This is a genomic window from Pseudonocardia sp. ZF1, assembly GCF_056835605.1.
In genome coordinates this window covers 1-25,576 of the sequence record NZ_JAJNBY010000003.1, presented here as the reverse complement: position 1 = coordinate 25,576, position 25,576 = coordinate 1, and the positions used below count along the sequence as shown (strand labels likewise).

Below are 25,576 nucleotides of genomic sequence, written 5' to 3'. Positions count from 1 at the left end.
CGCTCCATCGCACCGTCCAGCTCTCGATTCGACAGCCGTTCCCCCTCCACACGGGGAGCCTGCTGCTGCTCATCGGCCAGCTCCGCACCGTCGGCCGCGAGCGCGGGCAGCTTCGTCGGCGGCACATAGCCCCACGTCACCGCTCCCGACCCGCCGGTAGCGAACAGCGCGAACTCACCGACGCCGAGATGCCGCACCCGGTCCGGCGGCAGCAAGAACTGATCTTGCACTCGTGCCGAAGGGCCCCCGCCATCGTCGCCGCCGAGCTTGCGGGTGGCTTCCAACCGGCGCCGCGACCCGGCCATCATCGAGAACGGCTCGGGCGCGCTGGTCTGCATGACCACCTTCGTCCCCAGATCGCCCAGCAGCCGGTTGCGCAGGTCGTCGGTGGCGCCGAACCCTTCCCAGGTCTGGGCCGAGACCACGACGCGGCCGCCCATCGCACGTACGCGCTCCACCACCTCGTGCAGCGCCAACGCCTCAGAGACCGCGCTGAACTCGTCGAGGACGAACAGCACCTCACGCGGGTTCTGCGCCAGCTCGGTCAACAACAGCTCGACCAACACGCGGGCCTTCGCCATCGCCTCGTTCCGCGCGACCGTGCCCGGGATCGTGCAGTACAACGCATCAAGGTCACTCAACGGCATCCCGGCGTCGAAATCCCGTCCCAGCGTCTCGAACCGCTCCTTGTACAGCAGCCACGCATCATTGATCGCTGACCCACCGCGGCCGGCCCCCTTGGCCAGCGCCTTGATCTCGTCCAGCTCCTCCGACCGGCCCTCCCACGCGGCCCGCAGCCATCGCGGGTCGAACCGCTCGACCAGCTCGGGCCCACAGCTCGGGGTCGGCTGGTCCGGGGCTAGGCACACCAGCTGCAGCAGCCGCCGCCGCTGCCGGGCGTAGTACGGGTGCTCCTCGCGCTCGCGCGCGATCGCATCCAGGCTCTCCACCAGGTCCCGGCCCGGCATCTGCCACATGTCCAGCCGACCCCAGAACGGCCACGCCAGGGTGCGGTCGGACGCGATCCCGAGTGCCTGAAACGCCTCGCACCACGCCTCAGCGTCCGCCCCGGCGTCGACGCCACCTTTGGCGTCGATGAAGATGCACAGCGGTCGGGGGTTCGGCGAGCCAGCCAGAATCTGGCTCGACGGGCCCCCGGCCCCGCTCCCGGCCTGGTTCCGCGCCTGCCGCGTCGGCGCCCACTGCGCTTCCAGCCAGGCCAGCGCCAGGCGGCGCAGAAACCAGGTCTTGCCCGACCCGGTGATCCCGACAACCGCGAGGTGCTGGGCCAGGCGCTCCGGTGCCAGCGTCACCCACCACGGGTGGCGGGCCGACAGCATGTCCCACACGCTCGGCCGTAGCCGGGTTTCCTCCTCGATCCGCTGCCCCAGCACCAGCCCGTGCCCATTCACGCGGTCCGCCGCCACGAGCGGCGTGTGGTTGCGCTGGCCGCGCCGTCGCGCGGACCGGGACCGGTGCAGCGTCTGGCGACGCTCGAACCGCTCCCCGCGCTCCTGGCTGCGACCCGAGCGGCGCGTGGTCTCTACGCTCCACCAGCCGATCCACGCCAGGATCAGCCCGGCCAGGATCTCCAACACCAACGTGTCGGCGAGCCCGGTCCAGTCCCCGCCGACGATCCGCTCGTAGCCGGTGCGCCACGCCTCGATCGGCGACCGCACCACCGCCCCGGCCAGCACGCACACCGACCAGCCCAACACCAGGTTCCGGATGCGGGATGCCGGCCACCCCATCCACCACACCCACCACATCACCAGCCCGGCCACCACCAGGGCAGGCCCGGACAGCACCAGCAACGCCACCCCGAACCCGACCACGACGCCCCAGAGCGGGGTCCCGCGGAACGGGTTGATCGGCGGCGGATTCGGGATCTGGATCGGCAGCCAGTCCCGCACACCTAGCAACGCCACACTCTCCACCTCCATCACCAGCAGGTTCACCACTGCGCCTCCAACGCCAGCGGCACGTCGTCAATGGCTTCCACCCGGACCCGCCGGTCCGGGGTTCGGCTCTGCTCGACGGCCGCGAGCACGTCACGAACGGCGGCCCGCGTCGTCAGGTACTGCACCCCGCACCACATGCCGGTCTCGGCAGCACGCCGCGTGCTCTGCCCGATCACCTCGTGCACCACCTCCGCCGTCCGGCGCTGCCCCTTCGGGGTCAACTCGACCTCGACCAGCACCTCGCGATCGGGGCGGCCCTCGCTGCTCCGCAGCACGTACTGACCATCCACCAGATGGCCGACACTTTGTCCCGCCGCCCGGAACCCCGAGCCCGCCCGCAGCAGCCGCTCACTGGTCCAGCCCTCGACGCCGGGGCCGAATCCCAACCACAACCGCACCGCCGCCACGGCTCGCGTGTGCGCCGCGATACCCGGCGACGGCGACCAGTCGCCCAGCCGCTCCCGATCCAGATACGCCCGCGCTGTGGCCTGCGTCGGCGCCACCCACGTCGGCCCCGGCACCGGTGTCCCCGTCTTGACCCACCCCGCCCGCTTCCAGCGGCGCACCACCTCATACGTCCGCGTCCGTGTCGTCCCGAGCAGTTGCGCCACCAGATCCAACGGCGCCCCGTACTGCTCGGCCAGCCACGTCAAGGCCGCTGCGTCTCTCGGCGTCAATCGTGGCCCAATATCCGACCTCTGCGCCCGCTCGCTACTCACAGCACTGTCCTCGATTCCCCGACCATCACATCCGAAACATCACCAGCACTCACCATCGCACTATCACACCGTGACCATCTCTCACACTTCCTAATATCTCCATTCCTTTTGTTTTTGTAGTTTGTTTTTGCTTTTGACTTTGTCTTTTGTCTTTTGCCTTCTTTATGCCCCTGTACTCCTACCTCTCCTCTCCACTCTTCTGTTCTTTCAGTTCTAACCCCAACCCGACCACTCACAGAGCAGCCCCCGCACCCACGCGCCACTCCGGTCGCGGAGCGGGTGGAGTGGCGCGTGGGTGCGGGGGCTGCGGACCCAACCACTACCTGCATAAACCCAACGATACCCCCACTAAACCCCTGGTTTAGGGGGGGGACAAGAGTACAGGGGGATAATGTAGGCATAGGGGTAGTTTATTGGTACCTGTTCCGGTACGGAACAGGCCGTTCGGGTGAGGACGTGAGAGGCGAGGCCGGCCACCGCCTGAGGGGTTGGGGTGCGCGCACCCCAACCCCGGACCGGTGCTCGTCCTCACGGCCTGCACCGGCGGGTTCTCATGTGTGATCGCAGCTTTGCTGTATCGACGATGCGCCATCATGCGACTGCACCCCGCCGCCGGTTCTGATAACGCCGGGAAAACAGTTCTCGCGCCTGGGCTCGGGTCGCTGCGCTCGCGACCGGTCCACGGCTCTGCTCCTCATCGCCGAGCGTCGCCGCGAGTGCAGCGGCACGGCGACGACGCTGCTCGGGATCGACGGAGACGAGTGAGGGCGGTAGAGCCGCGGCCCTGCCCCGCCATGGCGTGAGGCGGTGCCCGATCAGGGCCAACGGGTCCCGTGCCCCTCGCACGGCGTCTCCGCGCGACTGGTCCGGGGCGTCTGGGTGATGGTCCAGCGCGTACAGCAGCGCAGAGACACACCAGCCCGCGCGCCACCAGCCAGCTAGCAGCGCTGTGGCTCGCCACAGCGGAACGCGACCGCTGAGCCCGGTCCGGTCCAGCACGGTCGCGGTTGCTGCCCGCCGCTCGGGTCCGGTCCGGGTCTGGTCCCGGCCTGGCCATGGTCGGGATTGTCGCGAAGCGTGGTTTCGGCCCTCGTGCGCAAGGGGTTGAGTGCTTACGCAAGATGCGGGGGGGTTGCCAATTTGCTCCACACCCTGGCCGTCGGCCACTCGCCGTGGACGCGGCAGCGGCACACCGGCCACGGCCGTCACGACGTACGCCGGCGCCCGGTTCACCCGGGTGCCGAGAAACTGCGCTGTAGCGCCGCGCTCGACACAGACCAAGACCCCAACCCGAGTCGCCCATGCGATGACTCGACTCACCGTCCGGAGGCTGGCCCCGGCCCGCTCAGCGGCCGTCGCACGAGTCACTCCGGAGATCAGCCCACTGCGCCAGTCCATCGCCTCAACCAGCGTCCGCAGAACCGCGGTCGCCACGCGGCGCCGATCGGCGCGCCACAGCTCGGTGTCCACGGCTCGGTCGATGAGCTCACGAGCGGCGACCTGGTCGATGACGACCACCTGACCAGGCGGCACACGGCCACGCCATCCGGGATGCACAGCGAACCGGCCCGCAGCCACCCGCCGGGCAGCCCGGCGCCGGCCATACTCGGACCGACGACTCGTTGGGTGGGCCCGACTCGACGTGCAAGGCCCCGGCCGCGCGGGTACGTGCGTAGTAGAAACGGCTCGGCTAGACTTGGGCACGCGAAAGCGCCCCTTCTCTTTGGCTGGGAGAGGGAACCGCCCCGGTTCGCCGGGGCTACGGCGTCACGGCGGCTGGCAGGCCACGTGACGCACAGGAATCACGGGGTGGCCCCGGCAAGGGCCACCCCGTTCCTATGTCAGGACGCCTGAGGCACCGGCAGCTCCTCTTGAGCCGAGCCAGAGGCCTTCGGCTGGCAGTAGTCAGGGACTGGCCGCCCAAGCGACTCAGCCACCATGCGAGTGATCACCGCAGACACCGGCAGCTCCTCCCGCTGGGCGATCTCCTGAACCTCGTTCCACAGGTCCTCGCGCAGACGCACCATCGTCGGCCGCCGCTCACCGAGATGCTTGCGACCGCCTTTCCGTGGCGAATCAGTCATGGTCCGTAGTCATAGCCGATCACAGGGGTAGTCGTCGCGCGACGCGCCGAACACGAAACGGTTTCGACGTAACTGAACCCCTATGCCTCCGGCGGCCCCTCCGGGGAGGGCCTCAGCTCCAGGATGAGGGGGCAGGGTGTGGTCATCCCGTCACATCGACGCACCAAGGAGCAACCAGGCCGGGTGGCTGGAGGCAACCGGAACCCCGTGGTTGCCTCCAGCCACCCGGCCTGGTCGGGCAGAGCCCGCCGATGCGACGGGATGACCACACAGGCACAGCCGTGACGGGGCGGTACTACCCGCCGCCGCATGTCATGCTGCCGCCGACTCCTTCCTGACGCGGTCGATCAGCACGCGGGCCCTGGCGGTCGTGACGCCCAGCTCGGCGGCGACAGTGCCCCGACCCCGCCCGCGCGCGACTATCCGGCGGACCTCCGCCAGCTCCTCCGCGTCCTCCACCGTCCCGGCGCCCTCGGGCACCGGATGCTGGTCGGTCACATCGTCGAGGTAGCCGATGGCGATCTGCCCCGCCGCAATCTCAGTAGCCACCGGAGACTCAGTAACAACCTGATTCTCAGTAGATACCTGATTCTCAGTAGATACAGGAACTACTGACAGGCGTTCCACGGCTGGCCGCCGTTCTGTCCAGGCTCGGGCGATCAGGTGCACGGTCACGATCAGACCGAGCGGCGCGACGATCCCGAACCAGCCATAGGCGGCAACGCCGCCGATGCCGGTCACCGTGGACGCCATCCCGACCGCAGCAGCGGCTTCGAGTCGCAGCCGCGGGTCCGTCATCCAGATCCACGTACCGGCCACAGCGACCACTTCCAACAGGCCCACAGCAAAAGGGTGCGCCCAGCCGGGCACTCCGACCCGCGCGGCGAGCGCGACCGTCGACGACGCCGACAGCACCAGCGCGCACAGGATCGCGGCTCCGACCAACACCGTCTGACAACAGCGCTTCACTCGCAGACCACCGCCCCGGCAATCCAGTCGAGCCAGGCGGCGCACTCCGCGCACAGCACGAGCGCCGGGCTCTCGTCGAACCGGAACGCGATGCCGCAGTCCGAGCAGACCAGCCAGGGGCCGCCACTCACCGCCGCCACCCCCTCGGGGCAGGGGTCAGGAGCCGAACGATCCACGGACGCTTCCCGTAGGCCACGCAAGCACCGATCTCCGAGACCTCCTCGGGATCGGTGACGATCCGGCCGGCGAGCCGCGTCCTCCCGTACAGCGGTGAATCCTCGATCCGGTGCGAACGCACGGCGACCACCGCGCCATCGACCACGATGGGCCGCACGGCGGGTAGCTGTGCAGAATCGGACATGGGCCATCTCCACTTCCTGGTGGTGAAGGTCAAGGGACGGCGACCCGGTTGGGTCGGGTCGTCGCCCCGCTAACACCAACGTCAGGCAACTCCGTACCTCAGTATCTCAGTAGGTACCTGACATCAGTAAATGTATGTTACCGCAGATGATGGGGTCGCCGTAGTACTCGCCGAAAATCGGGCGGATACGGCTGAGTAGCCTCCTGAGCTGCCGATGGTGGTTGCGCGGGGGGAGATCGCGGTTGGCGGCGCAGGTGTTGCCCACCTCGTCGCCAGGCGCGGCGGTAGTACCCAGGACTCGCGATGACCCGAGGTGCAAGGTAACTGCCGGGCCGGGTCAGCCCACCTTCGCGCGAGCGCGGGAGAGCGCTCGGTAGACCGTGGAGCGGGTGACGGAGAAGAGCTCCTCAAGCTCGCTGATGGTGTGCTCGCCGGCGGCGTGGAGTGAGACGAGGTGGGCTTCCTGTCGCGGTGAGAGCTTGGGCTGCTTGCCGCGCAGCCGGCCCTTGGCTCTGGCGACCTTCATGCCCTCGCGTGTCCTCATCCTGACGAGGTCGGCCTCGAACTCGGCGATCATGGCGAGTGCGTTGAACAGTAGCCGGCCGATGGGGTCGGTGGGGTCGTGCACCGAGGCGCCGATGCAGAGCTTGATCTCGCCGGCGGTGAGCTCGTCGGCGATCGCACGGGCGTCGGGCACCGAGCGGGCGAGGCGATCAAGCTTCGTGATCACGAGGGTGTCGCCGGCGCGGCATGCGGCAAGGGCTTCGCGTAGCCCGGGTCGGGCGCGGTTGGTGCCGGTGAGCCCGTGGTCGACGTAGATCCGCTCGGTCGCGACGCCGAGCGCGGTGAGGGCGTCGCGTTGAGCGGTGAGGTCCTGGGCGTCGGTGGAGCAGCGGGCGTAGCCGATCAGCAGTCCGGTCACCGGGGCAGTGTGCCGGTTATGGCCCCCTCACCGGAACTATTCACCGAACCAGGCTTACGGGACGCCTCGTACTGGGCCGATGCTTCAGCGCTGGTCGGCGCGGGGGTGTCCCGGTAGGGGTTCCTCTCGTGGGATATCGACGCTCCATCTGGTGGACGGCCTTCTCACAGGGACCGGGCAACAAGCTCCTTCATGATCTCGTTGGTGCCGCCGTAGATCTTCTGCACGCGGGCCGAGGTGAACATGCGCGCGATCGGGTACTCGTTCATGTAGCCGTACCCGCCGAACAGCTGCAGGCAGCGGTCGACGACGTTGTTCTGCACGTCGGTGCAGAAGAACTTCGCCATCGAAGCGGACGCGGCGTCCAGCTCGCCCGCCATGTGGCGGGGGATGAACCCGTCGACCATGCTGCGGGCGGCCGTCGCGTCGGTGGCGCACTCGGCGAGCACGAAGCGGGTGTTCTGGAAGCTCATCAGGTTCTGACCGAACGCCTCCCGCTCCTTCACGTAGGCGATCGTCTCGCGGACTGCCGCGGTGGCGGCCGCGGCGCCGGCCACCGCGATGATCAGTCGTTCCTGCGGCAGTTGCTGCATCAGCTGTGCGAAGCCGCGTCCCTGGGTGCCGAGCAGGTTGCCCGCCGGGACCCGCATGCCGGAGAAGAACAGCTCCCGGGTGTCCTGGCCGTGCTGGCCGATCTTGTCCAGCACGCGGCCGCGCTCGAAGCCCTCCAGGCCCTCGGTCTCGGCGACGATGAGGGACAGCCCCTTGCCGCCCTCGTCGTCCCCGGTGCGGGCGACGACGACCAGCAGGTCGCAGTGGGTGCCGTTGGAGATGAACGTCTTGGCACCGTCGATCACATAGTGGTCGCCGTCGCGGCGGGCGCGGGTGCGGACGCTTTGGAGGTCCGAGCCGGTTCCGGGTTCGGTCATGGCGATCGCGCCGACGAGGTCACCGGAGGCCATGCCGGGCAGCCAGCGCTGCTTCTGCTCCTCGGTACCGAACGCGTTGATGTAGTGCGCGACGATCGTGCTGTGGACCATGTTGGCCCAGGCGTCGTCACCGACGCGGGCCTGCTCCTCGGCGATGACGGCCTCATGGGCGAACGTCGCGCCGCCGCCGCCGTACTCCTCGGGGATGCTGATGCAGAGCAGCCCGGCCCGGCCGGCGGCCCGCCAGAACTCGCGGTCGACCATGTGCGCCGCCGCCCAGCGCTCCTGGTTCGGCACGACCTCCTTCGCGATGAAGGTGCGGGCGAGCCCGCGGAGGTCGTCGAGCTCCTGGGTGGCCCAGGGGGCGCGGTAGTCGTCGAGAATCATCGGATGCTCCCTCTCATCGGCCGGTGAAGGCTGGTGTGCGGCCCGCGGTGAAGGCGGACAGCCCCTCGCGGGCGTCGTCGGTGCCGAGCGCGCGCAGGAAGTTGTGGCGTTCGGTCGCCAGCCCTTCCCGCAGCGGCTGGTCGTGGGCTCGGCGGGCGGCGTCCGCGGCGAGTGCCACGGCGCGCGGCGCGTTCCCGGCGATGCGGCGGGCCAGCCCGATCGCGGCCGGGACGACCTCGTCATCGTCGACCACGTCGGCGACCAGCCCGGCGTCGCAGGCCCATGCGGCGTCGACCGCGTCGCCGGACAGCAGCATGCGCATCGCCTTGGCCTTGCCGACGGCGTGCACGAGCCGCTGCGTGCCACCGGCCCCGGGAATGACCCCGAGCTTGACCTCGGGGACGGCGAACCGGGCCGAATGGCCGGCGATCGCGATGTCGCAGGCCAACGCCAGCTCGCACCCGCCGCCGTACGCGATGCCGCGCACGGCCGCGACCGTCGGTGTCGGGTAGTCGGTGAGGACGTCGAAGAGCCGGTCGAACGGCAGCTCGTCGGTCGGCGCGGCGCCGATCATGGCCGGGACCTCGGCGATGTCGGCGCCGGCGCAGAACGCCGGGCCGGCGCCGGTGACGACCACGACGCGCACATCCGGGTCGGCGGCCGCGTCGGTGAGCCGGCCGGTCAGCTCGGCGACCAGGTCGCGGCCGAGCGCGTTGTAGGACCCGACGTGCTCCAGCGTGAGCAGTGCGACCGGGCCGTGCCGCTCGGCGGAGACCAGGGTCTCGGTGGGCTGCTCAGTCATCGGTACCGCCGTAGTGACCGGCCCACGTCGTGCGGATGGTCTTCTTGTCGCACTTGCCGACGCTGGTGCGGGGGATCTCGCTGACCGTGATGAAGGACTCCGGCAGCTGCCAGGACGCGAACGCCGACGACAGGTGCGCATGCAGGTCCGCGAGCGTCACCTCGTGCCCGGGGGTCGGGACGATGAGCACGAACGGCCGCTCCTGCCACTTGGGGTGCGGCAGCCCGACGACCGCCGCCTGGGCGACGGCGGGGTGGCCGGCCAGCAGGTTCTCCATGTCGATGGAGGAGATCCACTCGCCGCCGCTCTTGATCACGTCCTTGAGCCGGTCGGTGACCTTGAGGTAGCCGTCCGGGTCGATCGTGCCGACGTCGCCGCTGCGCCACCAGCCGCCCGTGAAACGGTCGTCGGCATCGGCCATGTTGTGATAGCGCGTGGTGATCCACGGGCCGCGCACACAGATCTCGCCCTGGGCGACGCCGTCGTGCGGGACGTCCTCGCCGGCCGCGTCGACGAGCCGGACGTCGACCAGGGTGGCGGGGAGCCCCTGCTTGCGCTTGAGCTCGAGCAGGTCGTCACCGGACAGCCGGGCACGCACGCCCGGCTTGTACCGGTTCATGGTGACCAGCGGCGTGGTCTCGGTCGCGCCGTAGGCGTGCACGATCTCCGCGCCGGTCAGCTCGGCGAAGCCGCGCATCAACGACAGCGGCGGCTCGGTCGCGCCCGACATCATCCGCAGCCGTCCCAGGTCGGGCTTGTCCTCGAGCGAGCGGATGTAGTCCAGCATCGGCCCGAAGATCGCGGGAGCACCGTTGGTGACGGTCACGTCCTCGGCGATCAGCGCGTCGGTGAGCGGCCTGGTGTCCTCGGCCGTGTACCGGCCCGGCAAGACGATCTTGTTGGCGGTCAGGGTGGCCGCCTGCGGCAGGCCCCAGGCCTGTCCGTGGAACATCGGCGTGATCAGCATCGTGCAGTCGTCGAGGGTCATGCCGATGTTCGTGGCGAGCGAGAAGGAGTGCAGGCAGATCGCGCGGTGCGAGTAGTAGACGCCCTTCGGCCGGCCGGTGGTGCCGGTCGTGTAGCAGGCGCCGTAGGCGGAGCGTTCGTCGATCTCCGGCCAGTCGATCCGGGGCGCCGCGGCAGCGACGAGGTCCTCGTAGTGGTGCACGTTCGGCAGCGTCGTGCTGATCTGGTCGAGCGGCTTGTCCGTCAGCACGACCCACGCGGTGACGTCGGGCAGCATCGGGGCCACGGCCTCGGCGACCGGCAGCAGCGTCTCGTCCACGCAGACGATCGAGGTCCCGCTGTCGGCGACGACGAAGGAGAGGTCCTCGGGCCCCAGGCGCAGGTTGAGCTGCACCATCACCGACCCGAGACCGGGGATCGCCCAGTAGAGCTCGTAGTGACGGCGGCTGTTCCAGTCGAGGATGCCGACCCGGGTGGCCGGGCCGGCGCCGAGGCCGGCCAGGGCGTTCGCCCCGCGCACGATGCGGTCGTAGGCGTCGGCGTAGGTGTAGCGGCCCCAGCCGCCGTCCGGGAGCCGGTAGACGATCTCGCGGTCGCCGTGGGTCCGGGCGGCGTGCCGGATCAGGGTGGTGGTGTTGAGCTGGACGTCGTCGCCCATCGTGGACGGGTATCCGGTCACGACGGTGCGGGTGGGTGCCGGCACGAGGGACTCCTTCGTCGGTGCGCGGGTGGGGTCAGGGGAGGCGTTCGATGACGGTGGCGTTGGCCATGCCGGCGGCTTCGCAGACGGTGAGTAGGCCGTAGCGGGCCTCGCGACGCTCCAGCTCGTCGAGGAGCTGGGTGAGCAGGCGTCCGCCGGTCGAGCCGAGCGGGTGGCCGATCGCGATCGAGCCGCCGTTCACGTTGAGCTGGTCGTCCGGGTAGCCGAACTCGTCGCGCCAGAGCATCGGGACGGGCGCGAACGCCTCGTTGACCTCGGCCAGGTCGATGTCAACGATCGTCAGCCCGGCCCGGTCGAGCGCGGCGCGGGTGGCGGCGAGGATCGCGGTGAACTGCAGAACCGGGTCGTCGGCGGCGACCGCCATCGACACGATCCGCGCCCGCGCCCGCAGGCCCACCGCCTCCGCGTACGACCGGTCGGCGACGAGCAGCGCGGCGGCGCCGTCGCTGATCTGGGACGAGTTCGCGGCGGTGATCGCGCCCGCCGGGTCGAAGACCGGCGTCAACGTGGCCATCCGCTGCCGGTCGGGCGCGGCGCGGATGCCCTCGTCGCGGGTCATCGGGCCGTCGACGCCCTCCAGCGGCACGAGCTGCGCCGCGAAGTGCCCGGCGTCGGTCGCCGCGGCGGCCCGCTGGTGGCTGCGGACGGCGAAGTCGTCGAGCTGGTCGCGGGTGTAGCCCCACTTGGCGACGACCAGCTCGGCGGACGGACCCTGGGCAGGCAGGTTGCCCTCGAACCGGGCGAGCGCCCGCTCGCCGTACCACTCGCCCCGCGGCCCGCTCGGGTCGAACAGCGGACCGAGATCGACCCGCGACATCGACTCGACACCGGCGCCGATCGCGACGTCGTACTCGCCGGAGCGCACGCCCTGCGCCGCGAAATGGACCGACTGCTGACCGGAGCCGCACTGCCGGTCCAGGGTGGTGCCGGGCAGACCGATCGGCAGCCCGGCGCCGAGCAGCGCGGTGCGGGCGACGTTGCCGGTCTGCTCGCCGCGTTGCAGGGCGCAGCCCACGATCACGTCGGCCAGCGAGTCCGGGGCCACGCCGGTGCGGTCGACGAGGTGGGTGAGGGTGTGCGCGAGCAGGTCGACCGGGTGCCAGTCGCGCAGCTGCCCGCCGCGCTTGCCGACCGGGGTGCGGACGGCGTCGACGATCACGGCTTCTCGGGTCATGCGGCGTCTCCTGTCAGCGGGTGCGGGAATCCTTCACGTTCCTCAGCCATCCAGGGCCCCCCGGAGCCGGTGCTTGAGGATCTTGCCGGACGGGTTGCGCGGCACGGCGCCGATCGTGAGCTCCCGCGGGAGCTTGTAGCCGCTGAGATGCGTGCGGCCGTACTCGCGCAGCTCGTCGAGCGTGAGCGTGGCGCCCGGGGCGAGGTCGACGACGGCGACGGCGATCTCGCCGTACTCCTCGCTCCGGCGCCCGACGACGGCCAGGTCGCCGACCGCGGGGTGTGCGGCGAGGACACCCTCCACCTCCGCGGAGTAGACGTTGGCCCCGCCGGTGATGATGAGGTCCTTCAGGCGGTCGACGAGGGTGATGTAGCCGTCCTCGTCGATCCGGGCGAGGTCGCCGGTGTGGACCCATCCGTCGCGCACGGTCTCGGCGGTCGCCTCCGGCTTGCGCCAGTAGCCCTTCATCATCGACTCGCCGCGCATGATCATCTCGCCGACGGTGCCCGGCTCGACGTCGTTCCCGCTCGGGTCGACGATCCGCACCTCGGTGTTGGGCACCGCGACCCGACCGCTGGCCTCCGGGCGCGCGACGACGTCGTCGTGGTGCAGCAGGATGCCGCCCGGGCCGCCCTCGGTCTGGCCGCACGCCTGCACGATCCAGGCGTCGGGCAGCGCTGCGACCAGGGCCTCGGCGGTGCGGGCGGGCATCGGTGCGGCGCCGTAGAGGCAGATCCGCAGGCGCGAGAGATCGCGAGCGGCGAGGTCCGGCAGCCGCAGCAGGTGGGTGTACATCGTCGGGACGCCGAAGAAGAACGTGATCCGCTCGCGGGCGAGGGTGTCGGCCACCGTGGCCGGTTCGAACGCCGGGAGGATCACGTGGGTCGCTCCGAGCATCACCCCGTTCAGTAGCAGCATGTTGAGGCTCGCCGAGTGGTACAGCGGTGCGACGTGCAGCATCCGCTCCCCGTCCCGCAGACCCATGCCGATGCTGGAGTTGATCCCGACCCACAGCACCCGGCGATGGTCGAACAGTGCCCCCTTGGGCCGCCCGGTGGTCCCGGACGTGTAGATGATCAGAGCGTCGTCGTCCTCGGAGACCTCGACGTGGGTGGGCCGGGCGGCGTGGTCCCGGGCGGCCGCGCGGACGTCCTCGTATCCCTCGACGGTGCCCAGCGCCAGCGGCTCCGCGTCGCCCGTCCGGTCGGGCAGCGAGTGCCACGCCCGGACGCCGTCGGCGACCTCGGGCCCGAACAGCAGGAGCCGGGCCCCGGTGTCGGTGACCAGGTAGTCGATCTCCGTCGGTGCCGAGCGCGGGTTGATCGGCACCACGATCGCGTCCAGGCGGAGTCCGGCGTAGACGGCGACGACGAACGCGTCGCTGTTGCCGGCCAGCAGGAGCATGCGGTCGCCCTGCTCGAGACCACGCCCGGCCAGCTCGGCCGCCAGCTCGTCCACCGCGCGGTCCAGCTCGGCGTAGGTGAGCGCCACGTCGCCGAACTGCACGGCGACCCGGTCGGGACAGCGGCGGGCGGTGCGGGCGAGGACGCCGGCGAGGGTGGTCATCGCATCTCCTGGAGGGTGTCGTCGACGGTGGGCCCGACCGAGACGATCGGGATGTCGAGCTCGTTGCCGAGCTCCTGCCAGTGCGTGCTGTCCGCCGTGGCGAACCGCGCGGCGAGCTCGGTACGGGTGCGGCCGACGGCGTCACCCAGCCGCGCGACGAAGTGCGGCTCGACCGCGCCGACGGCGACGTATCCGTCGGTCGTCGGGTAGATCCCGTACCCGGGGCTCCCCCCGCCGAGCACGTCGCCGGGCCCGGTCAGCCCGTGCCGCACGCCGGCGGCCGCGTCCCGGGCGACCCGGTCGAGCACGACCGGCTGGTGCACCGCGGCACCGCTGCGATCACGCAGGCGCAGACCAGCGACGGCGGCGAGGGCGGCCCGCTCCCCGCCGAGGAGGTCCGCGACCGGGACGGTTGGGACTGCCGGCGGCTGCAGCGTGCCGTGCGCGGCCTGGTAGGTCAGGTCGTGCCCGGCCTCGCCGGCGCGCTCGCCGTCGTAGCCGACGATCTCGACGTGCACCAGCCGGTGACGGCTCACGCTCTCGCGCAGGCCCAGCCGGTCCAGTGCCGCCGGGCGCATCGCGGTGAGCAGGACGTCGGCCGTCGCGAGCCGCTGCTCGAGCCGCTCGCGGTCGGGCGCGTCGCGCAGGTCGAGGGGCACGACCTGCTGCCGGGCGGTCAGCTCGCGGTACCAACCAGGCGCCGCGACCTGCAACGCGTCCCCGGCCGGCGGCTCCACCTTGACGACGTCGGCGCCGAGGTCGGCGAGCCGTGCCGCGGCCACCGGGCCCGGGACGTTCACCGCCAGCGACACCACGCGCACGCCGTCCAGCGGCGCGGCCGCCCCTCGGTCCACGTCGTCTCCCATCCTCGAAAATGACTATACATACGTACAGTAACCTAGGTGAAGCGTATAGTTCGCGGTGTGATCGACACAAGGGGCGGGGTCGTACTATGCGTGCCGTGACGGTGCAAGCCCGGTTGGCGACATGAGCGAGCGATCGCGGCCGCGCCGGACCGAGGACCTCACGGCCCGGGCACGGATCCGTCACGCCGCGCTGGAGCTGTTCGCGGAGCGCGGGGTGGCGGGCACGCCGATGCGCGCCGTCGCGGCCCGGGTGGGGGTCACGGTCGGGCTGATCGTCCACCACTTCGGCACGAAGGAAGCGCTGCGTGAGGCGGTCGAGCTCGACATCGTCGACCGGTTCGCCGACGCGATCCTGTCCGCGCCGGCGGACGGCTCGGGTGCGGATGTGGCCGCGGCCCGCGACCGTGCCGTGGCCGCCATGCTCGCGGAGAGCCCGGCCGTCGTGGACTACCTGCGGCGCGCGGTCTTGGACCCGCACGGCGAACGCGGCGACCTCGTCAGCAAGCTCAGCGCGCTGGCCGCGGACCAGGTGGGCGAGCTGCGCCGCCGTGGCCTCGCCTCACAGCGCAGCACGATCGGCGAGCAGGTCCTGACGATCATGATCAGGCAGCTGGGGCAGGTGTTCCTGCAGCCGCTCGCCGACCGGATCATCGACGAGTTCGGCGAGAGTTCGGACGACGCGCCGTCGCCCCTGATTGTCGTGCGCCTGGAGCACCGAATCGACACGTTCCCCGGTCAGTGAACCCGCGACGCCTGGAGACGTCCGGGCGCGCGGCCGCGGTCAAGTCGCATTGCGACTCCGTCACGGCTGGCTCTGGTTCTGGCGGTCAGGAGGACCCCGCCGCGTGACCGCCAGCGTTCACTGAGCGTCCCGCAAAGCGATCGGCTTACGGCACACTTTTGGACTCGCTGCTCGGCTGGCTGCGCCCGGCTTGTGAACGATCAGAACAGGGTGTCGCGCACGCGCAGCGGCCGGTACCCGGTGGGGTCGAGCTGGGCCAGCTCGCCATCGATGTCGACGTCGATCGTGCCGAAGAAGTTGATGTTCTCGCTGTGCGCCGGCGAGATGTGCGCGAGCACCTCATCGTCGATGCGCCGGCCCGCCGCGCGCATCGACTCCACCGCCAGGCCGTAGTACTCGGTCGTCCAGGCCACGACGGCGTTGGTGACCAGGGTGAGACACCACGCCTGCTCGGTCTGGGCCTGCAGCTGTCGGGCACGCACGGTTCCCTCGTGGGCGTAGAGCAGGTCGCGCTTGAGCGCGTGCAGCGACTCGCCCTTGTTGAGCTGACGAGAGATCCTGCGCCGGTAGGTCGGGTCGGACAGGTAGCGGGCGGCGTAGATCGTGCGCCGCAGCGCCCCGTACTCCTTGAGCGCGGCGGCCAGCGCGTTCTGCCGAGACGACGCCGAGAGTTCCCGACGATCAGCGACGCGGTGGCGTGCCCGAACTTCAGCGACCCGGCCAGGCGCAGCAGGTCGTCCCAGTGCTCGGCGATCAGCTCGACGTTCACCCGCCGGGTGAGCAGCGGCCCGACGTGGGGGTAGTCGGTCTCGGCGCGGGCCTTCGCGGCGATCCGGTGCAGCGTGATCTTGCCCAGGTCCCGGATCCGGGGCGAGAGCTGCAGGCCGAGCAGGTCGAACAGGCCGAAGTTGACCAGGGTGACGCCGTGGGTGTCGGTGGCGTGCTCGGTGATCGGGGTGTCGGTGGCGTTGCCGAGGATCTCGTCGAGCACGTAGTGGGCCTCGCGCTTGGTCGCGACGATGATCTTCGTGCCGTAGGTGGTGTGCTGGTCGGTGACGTGGGTGTAGGTCGAGAGGACCTGCCCGCCGTGGATGGTCATCTCCCGCCCGGTCGTCGTCTTGCCCCGCACCGGGAACCGCTGCCCGCCCGAGGAGGACAAGGTGCCGGTGCCGAACACCTCGGCCAGGGGCATCCGCTGGTGGTGGTCGATGATCGCGAGGTTCGCCGCGCGCAGCGTCTCCTCGCGCACGTACCACTCGGCGGTCCAGGCGAGGATGTCGTAGGAGATCCCGCACGCATCGGCCATCCGGGTCAGCCCGAGGTTGGTGGAGTGGCTGAGCAGCACCGCGATCAGGTTCCGCTTCAACTCCGGAGAACGGGTCTGCTTCCCGCCGGCGTGGGTGAAGCAGTCCAACAACCCGATCCGCCCGTCGAGCTCGATCAGCAGCGACACGATCGGCGCGAACGGCAGCATGTCGGTGAGCTCGGCCTTGAGCGCGACCGCCTCGCCGGGGATGTCCTCGGCGGTCAGCGGGGAGATCACCAGGTCGCCGGCGTCGTCGAGGCGGACCGGGCCGTCACCGGTGGCCAGGACCTGCTCGAGCTCGCCGAGCGCGCCGGTCAGCTCGTCCGCGACCGCGGCCAGCGCGACCGCCGGGTCGGCGGACTTGCCGACGAGCCCGCAGAACGACGCCCGCTGCAACGACCACTGATCGGCGGTGAGCAGATAGGCGGCCGGATCGCCGTAGCGGCGCGACCCGGCCACGTACACGTCCCCGGTGCGCAGCCCGTCACGGAGCCCGAGCAGGGTGCACAGCTCCCAGAAGTGCCGGTAGGCGCTGGTGTTCCCCGATGCGTGGGCCGTGTCGAGGTAGCCGCGCCAGCGCGTGGGCACGAATCCCGTCGGGGCGCCGGGCGGGACCGGGCGGGCGCCGGTGGCGTTGAGTGCGCGCAGGATCTCCACCGCCGCGAGCAGTTCGCCGGCCGCGGTGCCGCCGGCGAACTCCACCGCGGCCAGGACCTGCGGGGTGAACTGCCGCAAGTACCCGTAGGACGACACGTCGAGCGCGCCGAGGTGGCCGTGATCGCGGGGAAGGCGGGGAAAGGCTTGGGCCATCGCCGCCCGGATCCGTGCCCATCCGATCCGTTCGCCCCGAATCACGCGGCCGATGTCCTCGTCGGCGATCGTGGTGTCGGCGATAACGGCCAGCAGCTCGTCGAGCAGCGCCTGGCGGTCCTCGCCAGCCTTGCCCCGTTCGGCCAGCGCGTTACGCATCGTTCGCTCGGCCTTGCCCTCGCGCGCCGACACCGCCTGGTCGAACAGGCTCACGACCTCGTCGAGCACGTCGGTTGCGGACTGGGCCAGCAGCGTCAGCAAGATCGGGTAGCGGCGCTGCGGCTCCCGCCGCTCGAGGGCTTGCGCGGTCAGCCGGCGCCCGACCGTGGCCAGGAAGCGGCACCGCTCGGCCGGCAACATCGACAGATCCAGGGCTTCGGCGCCCAGCCCGCGCAGGAACTCCAGCTTCGTGACCTCAGCCTTGATCCCGGCCGGGGAGGCCTCGACCGGGGCGGTGCTCAGCCATCGCAGCCGGGTCATCCCGACCGCAGGATCGACCACCAGCAGCCCATCGAGCCCGGCACAGCGCTGCGGCGTGAACTCGTGCGCGAGCCGGTCGTAGGTCTCTCGCTGGGCCTCTGCGCGGGCGTGCGCGACCCGCTCCAGCACCGTCACCGGGCCCGGCCGGATCACCTGTACCGAGATCAAGTACTCACACGCCAACCGGAACAACAACGTCGGCGAGTCGTGCTCCATCGCCCGCGCCAACAGGAACTCGTCGAACTCCTTGAACTCCAGCGACGTCGGCACCCGCCAGCCGAGGTACTGCGCTACCAGTCGTAGATGCTCAGTGCGGGTCTTCGCCCGCCGGCCGTAGTGCCGCAGCACGCCCGGATCGACGGCGAGCTGGTCAGCCAGCCGGGCGACCGCCACCGGTGGCGCGGCGGCGACGTCGTCGGGCACGAACCCCAGCCACGGCAACGTGCACAACGCCACCGACAGACCCAACCGGTCCGCCGGTCCGCGGCCCCGGCCCGGGTCGACGAACGCGACATCCGCCGGCGCCAGCGTGAAGAACCGGAACAACTCCTCCCGGCCGATCTCCGGGAACCCCCGCAGCCGCTCCAGCTCCTCGTCCGAGAACACCTGCGTCGCCAACCGCGAACCTCCCCCGCGCAACCACCATCCGCAGCTCAGGAGGCTACTCAGCTATATCCGCCCGATCTTCGGCGAGTACTACGGCGACCCCATGATGGCGGGCACCAGCCCATAGCCGGGTACACCTGGGTGTTGTCAAGCTGCGCTCGCCGTCGGGCCCCCTCATAAGGTGACGCCCCTGGCCGTCAGCCGAGCCGGTCGTAGATCTCCCGGCGATGTCCGAGGGTGAGGACCAGGACGACGAGTTGGTCGTCCTGCGGTTCGTAGACCACGCGCCAGTCACCGACTTTGAGCCGCCAGGAGCCCGGTTCGCCCTTGAGCGGTTTCCCGGTCGGCGGCGCCGGGCGCGGTTCGTCGGCGAGAGTGCTCACCGCGGTCAGGATGCGGCGGGCCACCTGCGGGTCGAGCTTGCGCAGGGCCTTGCTTGCCGGAGCCGACCAGGTGATCTGCCAGTGGGGAGCGTCTGGCACGGATCAGTGCTGGTCGAACTCGGCGAGCAGTGCAGCGTGGTCGACGGGCTCGCCGGCCTCGCTCTTCGCCTCGCGAGCCATGCGGGACAGCCCGCGGTCCTCCAGCTCGTCGAGCAGGTCGAGGATCTCGGCCGGGACGATCGCGGCGACGCGCTTGCCGTGGCTGGTGATCGCGGTCGTGACACCGCCATGCTGGGCGCGGCCCACGACATCGGCGAAGTGGTTCCGCGCATCGGTCGAGGACATCTCCGCGGTCGTCATGTGCAAAATGTACAACTTGTACGCCCTCGTGTCGAGGCGCGCCGCGCGGATGACCATCCGCCAACAGGCGGATAAACGGGCATTTCGGGTGCTTGCTGGACTGATAACCCGTGCGGGTCGCGTTTGCCCAGGTCGACCGAGCCGATATCGAGACTTATGTTCGATTTAGAGTCGCTCAGGCGCTAGCAAGCCGCTTGCAAAAACTAGCGTCAGGATAGCCTGACAATGATGCTGCTGTCAGGCTATCCTGACAGCATGGGATGGACTTGGGATACCGGCTACGGGCCGGCCTACGACCACGAGGGCTACGCCGCGGCAGTTCTCGATGACGACACGGTCACCGGGACCCACGACGAGCTGACCAACGGCCGGTTTGTGGGCTGGCGCGCGGCGTGCGATTGCGGGTGGCGCGGCGAGCGGTTCTGGTCCCGAGACGAGGTCCTGGCCGCTGATCCCGTGTACGCCGAGCAGGTCCAGCGCTACCCGGCCGGGGCGAGCATCGCCCCTGAGTCGGTGGAGGGTGAGGAGGACGACGCCGGCGCCCTGGGCCAGTGGCGCGCCCACCTGGCCGAGGCTCTGCCGGGTCTCGCCGTGCACGATGCCGCGGCCCGGCTGACCACAGCTCGCGAGGATCTAGAAAGCGCGGTCGGGCGAGCACGGGCAGCCGGGGCGTCCTGGACGGTGATCGGCGAGGCAGCCGGTCTAACCCGTCAGTCCGCCCACGAACGCTGGGGGGCGGCCTACCCATCCCCACCGCGAACGACCGACGCGCCAACCAGGAGCACACGATGACCCCCACCGACACCTGCACCCATGCCGGCGCGCACATCCACGGCCTGGTCGGATCCGGCCCGGTCGACCCGCCCCCGGAAGACACTCGCCTGACCCTGGAGCCGGTCGAGTGGGGCCACCTCGACGAGCCACTACGCCCTGGAGAACGCATGTCCGCCGCGATCGGCTCTTGCGGACGCTGCGGGGCGCTCGTGGTGTCCGTGTCGACCTGGCACCCCACCGATGGCCACGGCGAGCACGCGGTGCAGTACCGCACCCCCTGGACAGCGATGTACGGCCGCAACCCTGACGAGCCAGTACCTGCCGACCCCGCAGCACGGCCGCCGCTTCCCGCGACGCTCGTGGGACTCGGCGCAGCCGACCTCACGCCTCGCGGCTGATCGTTCAGCTCTGGGTCTGAGAGACGGCGGATTTACAGAGAGCTGCCATACCGGCTCTGACCTGCGGCGTAAGCACGGACCACCCGCCCGCGTCCGCGTATCGTCCGTGAGCTGCACCGGCGAGTACTTCTCCCCCACATGCCCGGCCTGCTGGTGATCTCCTCGCGGCGCGGGTTCACCCCTGCCAGGCCGGGGAGTGGGGTGCAGGGCACGGGGTCCCGCCTTGCGCCCCGCTCCCCGGTCTGGCTGCCGTCTCGGCGCGCCGCGAGGAGGTCACCAGCCCCGCCGCACTCCCCTGATCTCCGAGCGGTGTCGGGTCCGGGCAGAGCCCGGGTTCTGTCGTGGCAATGCATTGCGCCCAGAAAGGGCCGGCGGAGCCCAGGTTGGCTGTGAGAGAGCTCAGGCGTCTCCCCGGCCTGCCGCCAGGAGGCGCTCTGTCAGATCAACTGCTGGGGTTACCGAGGAGAGTCGAGCAAATGCGGAGACGCGGATCAGCGCCCCTGCTACCTCGCCATCTGGGATGGAGCGATCTGCTGCCACACGGTTGATCACATGGTCCGGTAGATCTAGCTGCGCCTCGACGGCAGCGTTACGAACGAAGGTGGTTCGCGGGTCCTCGGACGTCATACGTCGCAGCATCGCAGCAGGTCTCCGTGAAGCAGGACGGCAGGTATGTGGATGCGTGAACGACGAGCTGTGGATAACTGCTGGTCATCGCTGCCACGCGTTGCCTCCGCGGACTTGGTCATGGGGTTCCACAGTCACCGCTCTGGCGATGCGGGCGCCGGGTAGCCGGCCCCGGCGCTGCGAACGGGCCGGAGGTGTAGTGAGCGAGCGCCGGGGCCGGCGTGGCCGGCCCCGCGCCGCCGGAGGCGGCGCCTTGATTGTTGGAGAGATGGATTCGGCAGGGTGTCGGTACCCCATGGGCCCAACCCGGCTACTCAGCTGACCCCATCTCACTCAGTGGTCAAAAGCGACGATGCCCGCACTCACGTAACCGATCTCCCGGAACTCGTCGAGTTCGGCCTTGCGGCTACTGTCCGGGTACTCGCTGTTCGCGTCGTCGCTGCGAACACCAATGGCGGGACCGTAGACGACCAGGACGACATGCTGGCTCGTGGCGGCTGCAACCCATTGCGGGTCCGGAGTCAGAGTGGTGTGCGCCCAGCGGCCCCCGGGGCCGTGCAGCTCCAACAGCTCTGGGCTGGTTCGAGACAGCGTCCAGCCGGGGACCCGCACCAACGCCATCAGAGCGCTCGTCCACAGGCTGAACCCGCCGCGGCACATCGCCTGAACCTGGGCCTCCACTTGCCCATAGCCCGGAGCGTGCCAGTGGAACGCGTGCCGGGGCTCGAGCAGTAACACCGGCAGCGCTTCGGCCGTCTCTGGGCCGTCCACTCTCGCCAGGTCCGGGCTCACGCTCGGTGCGAACCCAAAACTCGTCACTCTCGCTGAGCCAGCGTCAGCCGTGGCATCGGTGCGCGCTCCGAGACCTACCGCCGGATGGTCGGAGAACACTGCGCGGGCGTTCGCTGGCGCAATCACCATCTGCCGCTGCTCCGCGTTGAGCGGGCCGACCCCCAACTCGCTCAACGCTTCGTACATAGCGCTGGCCCGCCCGGTAGCGGCCGGCGGAGCCGCGCCATCGTCCTCCGGCGTCCCGGCGTCTTTACGCCGCGGCCAAGGTCTCCACACCATCGCTCAGCGCTCCTCGGCCTCTTGGATCTCTTCGAGCCGGATTCGCACTCGGCGGGCTGTGGCCTCGTCGGCGAGCAGCACGTCGACGGCAGCCCGCAGCACGTCTTGGGTAGTGAGCCGGGTCCGGCCCAGCGCCACCGCTGTGTCGAGTCGCCACGTCGCTAGGGCCTTGTGATTGTCCTGGGTGAGATCCACGGTTTGGCGGACCTTCCGGCCGCTGTCGGGGGCCGGCCGCGTCTGGACCTTCTCCGCGGCCGCGGATTCGGCCGCTGCGGCTTTCTCCGAGCGGCCCCGCAGTGACCGGGCCCGGCTTCTGGCGTCGCTCATCGGATCGAGGTCCCCGTCAGCTCGGTGAGTGCATCCCCGTAGGCGGTCGCTGCCGCCCGCTCGATCGGGCCGCCGAAGGACTGCGCGAACCGCTGGAGCTGGGACACGTGCGCCCGCAGCACCCGCCAGCCCTCGGACTCCAACAGCTCCCGGTACTCGGCGTTTGCCACGGCGCGGGCGTTAGTCCGGGTGAACATCGCCGCAGCCTCCGGCGGAGTCGCATGCCCACCAAGGTGGGCCAGGTCATCGACCAGCTCTTTCACCACGGGCATCCGCTCCACCTCTGCCGAGGTCGGGGCCAGTGGGACCAGGACGTGTGTGGCGGCGCGGATCGCAGACTCGACGATGCCCCGCTCTTTCTCGGTGGGTGGGGTGTCGATGACGACGGCGTCGTAGTCGCTGGCCTCCAGGTCCACCCCGACGCCGGGGACGTGCAGTCGCCCCGTGGCCATGCCGCGAACGGGGATGGTCCACTCCGCCATCTCGGCCCAGCGGGTGATGCTGGCCTGCGGGTCGGCGTCGATGATCAGGACGCGGTGGCCGTTCTCGGCCAGGGCGTGAGCGAGGAACGCCGAGCTGGTCGTCTTCGTGCTCCCGCCCTTCAGGTTCATGACGGTGAGGATCACGCCGGACTCCCGGGGGTTCAGGTGGCTCAGGTGGCTCAGTTAGTGCAGTAGTTCAGCAGATCAGGCTTCTCCGAGCCAGCGTGACAGGCCCCCTAGCGGAGGTTCAGTTCGGCCAGCGAACAGCACGCATCTGCACAGCGTCTCCGTCCACCGCGCTCACGCCACGGACGAACGCCACCGCCCGATTGGCGAAGGTCACCACGCACAAGCCCTGGCCGCGCACATACGGGATGCTCTGGATCTCCCGGCGGCCCAACGCCTGCACCCCCAGCCGGGCGACGCAGTCCTCGTAGGTCGGGTCACGCTCCTCGGTCCAGAGCGCGGCCGGCCCCCCGCCGTCCACCGCGAGGGTGCCGTCGTCGGCATCGAACCGCACGGTTGACGTGCCGCCGATCGTGTCGACCTTCGGCGGCTGCTCGCTCATGTTGACGCCCGGGTCAGTGACCCGCAGTGTCCCGGTCCACGTCGCGGCCCGCGGGGGTGGCGGTTGCGCGGGCGGACCAGCAACCGGCTGCCCGGACGGGTTCTGCGTCCCGGGCGAAACGCCCACCGAGGCGCCGGACTGAATCGCTAGGCATCCGCTGACGATGAACAACAAACCGACGCCCGCCAGTAGGCCGGGCTTCAAGCACCCCGAGCGCCGCTCTGACCGGCTCACACCGTCTCCCCCACCTGCTCGATCTCGCGACGTGTCGTTGCCGCCGGCTCAGCCATTGCCGCCCAACCGCTTGTTGAGCTCCGCCACCTCAGCGTCGAACCTCCGTGCACGCAGTCGCCCGACAATCGACCGGTTCCGGGCAGCGGTGTCCAACTCGTCGGCCGCACTGCGCTCCGCCGCCGGACTGATCGTCAGCATCGCGACAAGATCCCCACCGCTGCGCAGCGTCATGCTCGCCGCCCGCAGCACCAGGACCACGCCGACCGCGATCAGAACGACGCCCACAAGCGACTGCATCCCGGCCCTCCATATCGGATCTCGTCACGGCTGCCTGGCCGGCTCAGCATCGCACGCGGGCGTCGCGCTCCCAGCCGTCTCGTGCGGATCAACACGACTTCCAGGGGGACTAGTCACCCCGGCTCGGGCTCGTTCCGACCCGCCCCGATTCGTACGAACGCTGCCACCCTGAACAAGATGGTCATGCATGAACCGCGGGATCTCCTGCAGATGGGAACGGAACTGTTCAGCGCCCGGCTTGCGGCGGTGACCGACTCGCAGTGGACGGCCCCGACGCCCTGTGCCGACTGGAACGTCCTGGATCTGGTGAATCACGTTGTCACGGGTAACCAACTGGCCATCTGCCTCCTCGGTGCCGATGCGTTCGACGTGCATGAGCCGAGAGCGCCCCAGGACGTCGTCCGCGCCTTCCAATGGACGGCCAGCCGACAAAATGAGGCGTTCCGCCGCGTGCCGGGCGAACAGGCCGTGGCCCATCCAGCCGGCGTCATTCCCGCGTCCGACTTCACGATCTACCGATGCGCGGACGTCGCCGTGCACACCTGGGACCTCGCCCGGGCGATCGGCGCAGACGACGACCTCGGTCCGGTCCTAGTCAGCCAGGTACTTCAGCCCTACGTCGAGTGGGTCGACTCGCTGGACCTGGAACAGATGTACGCACCAGCGACACCAGTGGATGCTGATGCGCCGCAGCAGGACCGACTGCTCGCCCGCCTCGGCAGGACGCCACGACCAGGAAGCTAGCTGTGTCACCGGCGCCGGTAGGCGTGCCGAGTGCGCCAGGCGCGTTGAATCTCCCAGCGCGACCGGCCCCACTCGGCGTAGGTGCGCCCGCACAGGAACCCCCCGAACAGCAGGCCCAGACCTCCGAGCACCAGTACTGCTTCTGGTACGAGCACGGCTCCCACCTCCTCGTCCTGTGGTACCGCACGGCACCGACAACGAGGGCCCGCCGAAGCGGGCCCTCGTCGTTCGTTCGCCGTCACGCGTCGCTGTCGTCGCCGAACACCATCCGCCCCGCCGGGACGCGCCGAAGCCGGCCAATGGCCGACCAGCCGGTCATCACCGCCACCAGCACCGCGGCTACAACGATCGGGACGGCGAACAACGCGCTCGACATCAGTACTGCCAGCACCAGCACCGCCGCCCAGACCGCGAGCGCGCCACCCAGCACCGGCAGATGGACCCGCCACGCCGGGGCTGTCGGTGTGGCCACCGGACGAGCCCGCCCCGCGGTGGAAGTACTGGAAGTACCGCCTCGGCGCGGTTCCTCGTCTCCCCACCGGCTCCGCTCGCTGGTCTCCGACCATGGCCAGGGTTGTTCGTCGGCCCGCGCCGCACCGCCCCACCCTGGCCACGCCTCCGCGTCCACCTCGGCGCCGAGCAGCACATCACGCGCAGCCGCTACCTCCCGAAATGCCGCGGCCGAGCCGGTCGGTCGATCGGGGTGCACCTCCTGTGCGCGTCGCCGAAACGCTGCCCGCACCGCGTCAGGGCTCGCACCGGGCGCGAGTCCCAACACCGCCGACGCTCGTTCCATCGTGACCCGCCCTGTCATCGAGCCCACCCCTCCGGACCGGGCCAGCCCGTCCACTGCTCGGGGCCCGGTTCATCCGCACGCTGGGCCGCTGGCGGCGGGTCCCAACCAGCGTCCGGGTCGGTCGGCCCGGCCCCGGCGGTGGCC

24 protein-coding genes and 2 pseudogenes are annotated in these 25,576 nt (G+C 70.4%); 4 read left to right on the top strand and 22 right to left on the bottom strand.

Annotated elements, in window-relative coordinates; all coding sequences use genetic code 11:
• The 11 genes from ZF1_RS29620 to ZF1_RS29570 form a co-directional block, all read right to left on the bottom strand.
• On the bottom strand, window positions 1–1,961 hold a 1,961-nt coding region (locus tag ZF1_RS29620; protein WP_482638960.1), incomplete at its 3' end, for a type IV secretion system DNA-binding domain-containing protein.
• Window positions 1,955–2,614 carry a hypothetical protein gene (locus tag ZF1_RS29615; protein WP_224404259.1) on the bottom strand — a complete coding sequence of 220 codons (660 nt, stop codon included), beginning with the start codon at window positions 2,612–2,614 and terminating at the stop codon, window positions 1,955–1,957. The genes ZF1_RS29620 and ZF1_RS29615, both read right to left, overlap by 7 nt.
• A gap of 2,462 nt (window positions 2,615–5,076) precedes the next feature.
• Window positions 5,077–5,712 carry a hypothetical protein gene (locus ZF1_RS29610; RefSeq protein WP_224404258.1) on the bottom strand — a complete coding sequence of 212 codons (636 nt, stop codon included), beginning with the start codon at window positions 5,710–5,712 and terminating at the stop codon, window positions 5,077–5,079.
• 17 nt (window positions 5,713–5,729) lie between these two features.
• Window positions 5,730–5,864, bottom strand: coding sequence for a hypothetical protein (locus ZF1_RS29605; RefSeq protein WP_255625446.1), 135 nt, complete (start codon window positions 5,862–5,864; stop codon window positions 5,730–5,732).
• Between the two features lie 567 nt (window positions 5,865–6,431).
• Window positions 6,432–7,016, bottom strand: coding sequence for a recombinase family protein (locus tag ZF1_RS29600; RefSeq protein WP_161152134.1), 585 nt, complete (start codon window positions 7,014–7,016; stop codon window positions 6,432–6,434).
• A 164-nt stretch (window positions 7,017–7,180) separates the two neighbouring features.
• Window positions 7,181–8,332, bottom strand: coding sequence for an acyl-CoA dehydrogenase family protein (locus ZF1_RS29595; protein WP_161152135.1), 1,152 nt, complete (start codon window positions 8,330–8,332; stop codon window positions 7,181–7,183).
• Between the two features lie 13 nt (window positions 8,333–8,345).
• Window positions 8,346–9,134 carry an enoyl-CoA hydratase/isomerase family protein gene (locus ZF1_RS29590; RefSeq protein ID WP_161152136.1) on the bottom strand — a complete coding sequence of 263 codons (789 nt, stop codon included), beginning with the start codon at window positions 9,132–9,134 and terminating at the stop codon, window positions 8,346–8,348.
• Window positions 9,127–10,803, bottom strand: coding sequence for a long-chain-fatty-acid--CoA ligase (locus ZF1_RS29585; protein ID WP_224404173.1), 1,677 nt, complete (start codon window positions 10,801–10,803; stop codon window positions 9,127–9,129). The genes ZF1_RS29590 and ZF1_RS29585 overlap by 8 nt, the downstream gene beginning before the upstream one ends.
• A 31-nt stretch (window positions 10,804–10,834) precedes the next feature.
• Window positions 10,835–11,995, bottom strand: a complete 1,161-nt coding sequence (locus tag ZF1_RS29580; RefSeq protein ID WP_161152137.1) for a thiolase family protein — start codon at window positions 11,993–11,995, stop codon at window positions 10,835–10,837.
• Window positions 11,996–12,037: 42 nt separating this feature from the next.
• The gene (locus ZF1_RS29575) at window positions 12,038–13,561 is read right to left on the bottom strand and encodes a class I adenylate-forming enzyme family protein (RefSeq protein ID WP_161152138.1); all 1,524 of its coding nucleotides are present in this window, start codon (window positions 13,559–13,561) and stop codon (window positions 12,038–12,040) included.
• Window positions 13,558–14,415 carry a CoA transferase gene (locus ZF1_RS29570; RefSeq protein ID WP_202417230.1) on the bottom strand — a complete coding sequence of 286 codons (858 nt, stop codon included), beginning with the start codon at window positions 14,413–14,415 and terminating at the stop codon, window positions 13,558–13,560. The genes ZF1_RS29575 and ZF1_RS29570 overlap by 4 nt, the downstream gene beginning before the upstream one ends.
• A 133-nt stretch (window positions 14,416–14,548) precedes the next feature.
• On the opposite strand from ZF1_RS29570, the gene ZF1_RS29565 reads away from it, so the two are divergent.
• Window positions 14,549–15,169 carry a TetR/AcrR family transcriptional regulator gene (locus tag ZF1_RS29565; protein ID WP_161152140.1) on the top strand — a complete coding sequence of 207 codons (621 nt, stop codon included), beginning with the start codon at window positions 14,549–14,551 and terminating at the stop codon, window positions 15,167–15,169.
• Window positions 15,170–15,369: 200 nt separating this feature from the next.
• Here the strand turns inward: ZF1_RS29565 and ZF1_RS29560 are convergent.
• The 3 genes and pseudogenes from ZF1_RS29560 to ZF1_RS29550 all read right to left on the bottom strand — a co-directional run bounded on the left by ZF1_RS29560 (window position 15,370) and on the right by ZF1_RS29550 (window position 19,114).
• Window positions 15,370–18,371, bottom strand: a pseudogene (locus tag ZF1_RS29560) (Tn3 family transposase).
• A 197-nt stretch (window positions 18,372–18,568) separates the two neighbouring features.
• Window positions 18,569–18,853 (bottom strand): type II toxin-antitoxin system RelE family toxin, encoded by a 285-nt coding sequence (locus ZF1_RS29555; protein WP_224404256.1) that lies wholly within the window; start codon window positions 18,851–18,853, stop codon window positions 18,569–18,571.
• Window positions 18,854–18,856: 3 nt separating this feature from the next.
• On the bottom strand, window positions 18,857–19,114 hold the full coding sequence (locus ZF1_RS29550) for a type II toxin-antitoxin system prevent-host-death family antitoxin (RefSeq protein WP_224404255.1): 258 nt from the start codon (window positions 19,112–19,114) through the stop codon (window positions 18,857–18,859).
• 228 nt (window positions 19,115–19,342) lie between these two features.
• On the opposite strand from ZF1_RS29550, the gene ZF1_RS29545 reads away from it, so the two are divergent.
• Window positions 19,343–19,906, top strand: a complete 564-nt coding sequence (locus ZF1_RS29545) for a hypothetical protein (RefSeq protein ID WP_482638959.1) — start codon at window positions 19,343–19,345, stop codon at window positions 19,904–19,906.
• Window positions 19,903–20,286, top strand: coding sequence for a hypothetical protein (locus ZF1_RS29540; RefSeq protein WP_224404253.1), 384 nt, complete (start codon window positions 19,903–19,905; stop codon window positions 20,284–20,286). The genes ZF1_RS29545 and ZF1_RS29540 overlap by 4 nt, the downstream gene beginning before the upstream one ends.
• A 960-nt stretch (window positions 20,287–21,246) precedes the next feature.
• Here the strand turns inward: ZF1_RS29540 and ZF1_RS29535 are convergent.
• From ZF1_RS29535 to ZF1_RS29515, 5 genes are all read right to left on the bottom strand, one after another.
• Window positions 21,247–21,891, bottom strand: coding sequence for a hypothetical protein (locus ZF1_RS29535; RefSeq protein WP_482638958.1), 645 nt, complete (start codon window positions 21,889–21,891; stop codon window positions 21,247–21,249).
• 96 nt (window positions 21,892–21,987) lie between these two features.
• A complete protein-coding gene (locus ZF1_RS29530; protein ID WP_224404251.1) occupies window positions 21,988–22,179 on the bottom strand; it encodes a hypothetical protein in 192 nt (63 codons plus the stop codon).
• Window positions 22,180–22,307: 128 nt separating this feature from the next.
• A complete protein-coding gene (locus tag ZF1_RS29525; RefSeq protein WP_224404250.1) occupies window positions 22,308–22,937 on the bottom strand; it encodes a ParA family protein in 630 nt (209 codons plus the stop codon).
• A 103-nt stretch (window positions 22,938–23,040) separates the two neighbouring features.
• Window positions 23,041–23,361 (bottom strand): hypothetical protein, encoded by a 321-nt coding sequence (locus ZF1_RS29520; protein WP_224404249.1) that lies wholly within the window; start codon window positions 23,359–23,361, stop codon window positions 23,041–23,043.
• A gap of 282 nt (window positions 23,362–23,643) precedes the next feature.
• The gene (locus ZF1_RS29515) at window positions 23,644–23,892 is read right to left on the bottom strand and encodes a hypothetical protein (protein WP_224404248.1); all 249 of its coding nucleotides are present in this window, start codon (window positions 23,890–23,892) and stop codon (window positions 23,644–23,646) included.
• Between the two features lie 177 nt (window positions 23,893–24,069).
• Between ZF1_RS29515 and ZF1_RS29510 the strand changes: the two genes are divergently transcribed.
• Window positions 24,070–24,636, top strand: a complete 567-nt coding sequence (locus ZF1_RS29510) for a TIGR03086 family metal-binding protein (protein WP_482638957.1) — start codon at window positions 24,070–24,072, stop codon at window positions 24,634–24,636.
• Window positions 24,637–24,641: 5 nt separating this feature from the next.
• Here ZF1_RS29510 and ZF1_RS29505 read toward each other — a convergent pair whose 3' ends face one another.
• The 3 genes and pseudogenes from ZF1_RS29505 to ZF1_RS29495 form a co-directional block, all read right to left on the bottom strand.
• Window positions 24,642–24,791, bottom strand: coding sequence for a hypothetical protein (locus tag ZF1_RS29505; RefSeq protein ID WP_224404261.1), 150 nt, complete (start codon window positions 24,789–24,791; stop codon window positions 24,642–24,644).
• Window positions 24,792–24,874: 83 nt separating this feature from the next.
• Window positions 24,875–25,108 (bottom strand): hypothetical protein, encoded by a 234-nt coding sequence (locus tag ZF1_RS29500; RefSeq protein WP_224404263.1) that lies wholly within the window; start codon window positions 25,106–25,108, stop codon window positions 24,875–24,877.
• Between the two features lie 180 nt (window positions 25,109–25,288).
• Window positions 25,289–25,432, bottom strand: a pseudogene (locus tag ZF1_RS29495) (DnaJ domain-containing protein); the annotation flags it as partial.
• Window positions 25,433–25,576: the final 144 nt, after the last annotated feature.

Excerpts from the sequence above, each read along its gene's own strand:
- ZF1_RS29595 (WP_161152135.1), bottom strand. The coding sequence starts at position 8,332 with ATGATTCTCGACGACTACCGCGCCCCCTGGGCCACCCAGGAGCTCGAC.
- ZF1_RS29590 (WP_161152136.1), bottom strand. The coding sequence starts at position 9,134 with ATGACTGAGCAGCCCACCGAGACCCTGGTCTCCGCCGAGCGGCACGGC.
- ZF1_RS29580 (WP_161152137.1), bottom strand. The coding sequence starts at position 11,995 with ATGACCCGAGAAGCCGTGATCGTCGACGCCGTCCGCACCCCGGTCGGC.
- ZF1_RS29575 (WP_161152138.1), bottom strand. The coding sequence starts at position 13,561 with ATGACCACCCTCGCCGGCGTCCTCGCCCGCACCGCCCGCCGCTGTCCC.
- ZF1_RS29565 (WP_161152140.1), top strand. The coding sequence starts at position 14,549 with ATGAGCGAGCGATCGCGGCCGCGCCGGACCGAGGACCTCACGGCCCGG.
- ZF1_RS29550 (WP_224404255.1), bottom strand. The coding sequence starts at position 19,114 with ATGACGACCGCGGAGATGTCCTCGACCGATGCGCGGAACCACTTCGCC.
- ZF1_RS29545 (WP_482638959.1), top strand. The coding sequence starts at position 19,343 with ATGCTGCTGTCAGGCTATCCTGACAGCATGGGATGGACTTGGGATACC.
- ZF1_RS29540 (WP_224404253.1), top strand. The coding sequence starts at position 19,903 with ATGACCCCCACCGACACCTGCACCCATGCCGGCGCGCACATCCACGGC.
- ZF1_RS29535 (WP_482638958.1), bottom strand. The coding sequence starts at position 21,891 with ATGTACGAAGCGTTGAGCGAGTTGGGGGTCGGCCCGCTCAACGCGGAG.
- ZF1_RS29520 (WP_224404249.1), bottom strand. The coding sequence starts at position 23,361 with ATGAGCGAGCAGCCGCCGAAGGTCGACACGATCGGCGGCACGTCAACC.
- ZF1_RS29515 (WP_224404248.1), bottom strand. The coding sequence starts at position 23,892 with ATGCAGTCGCTTGTGGGCGTCGTTCTGATCGCGGTCGGCGTGGTCCTG.
- ZF1_RS29510 (WP_482638957.1), top strand. The coding sequence starts at position 24,070 with ATGGTCATGCATGAACCGCGGGATCTCCTGCAGATGGGAACGGAACTG.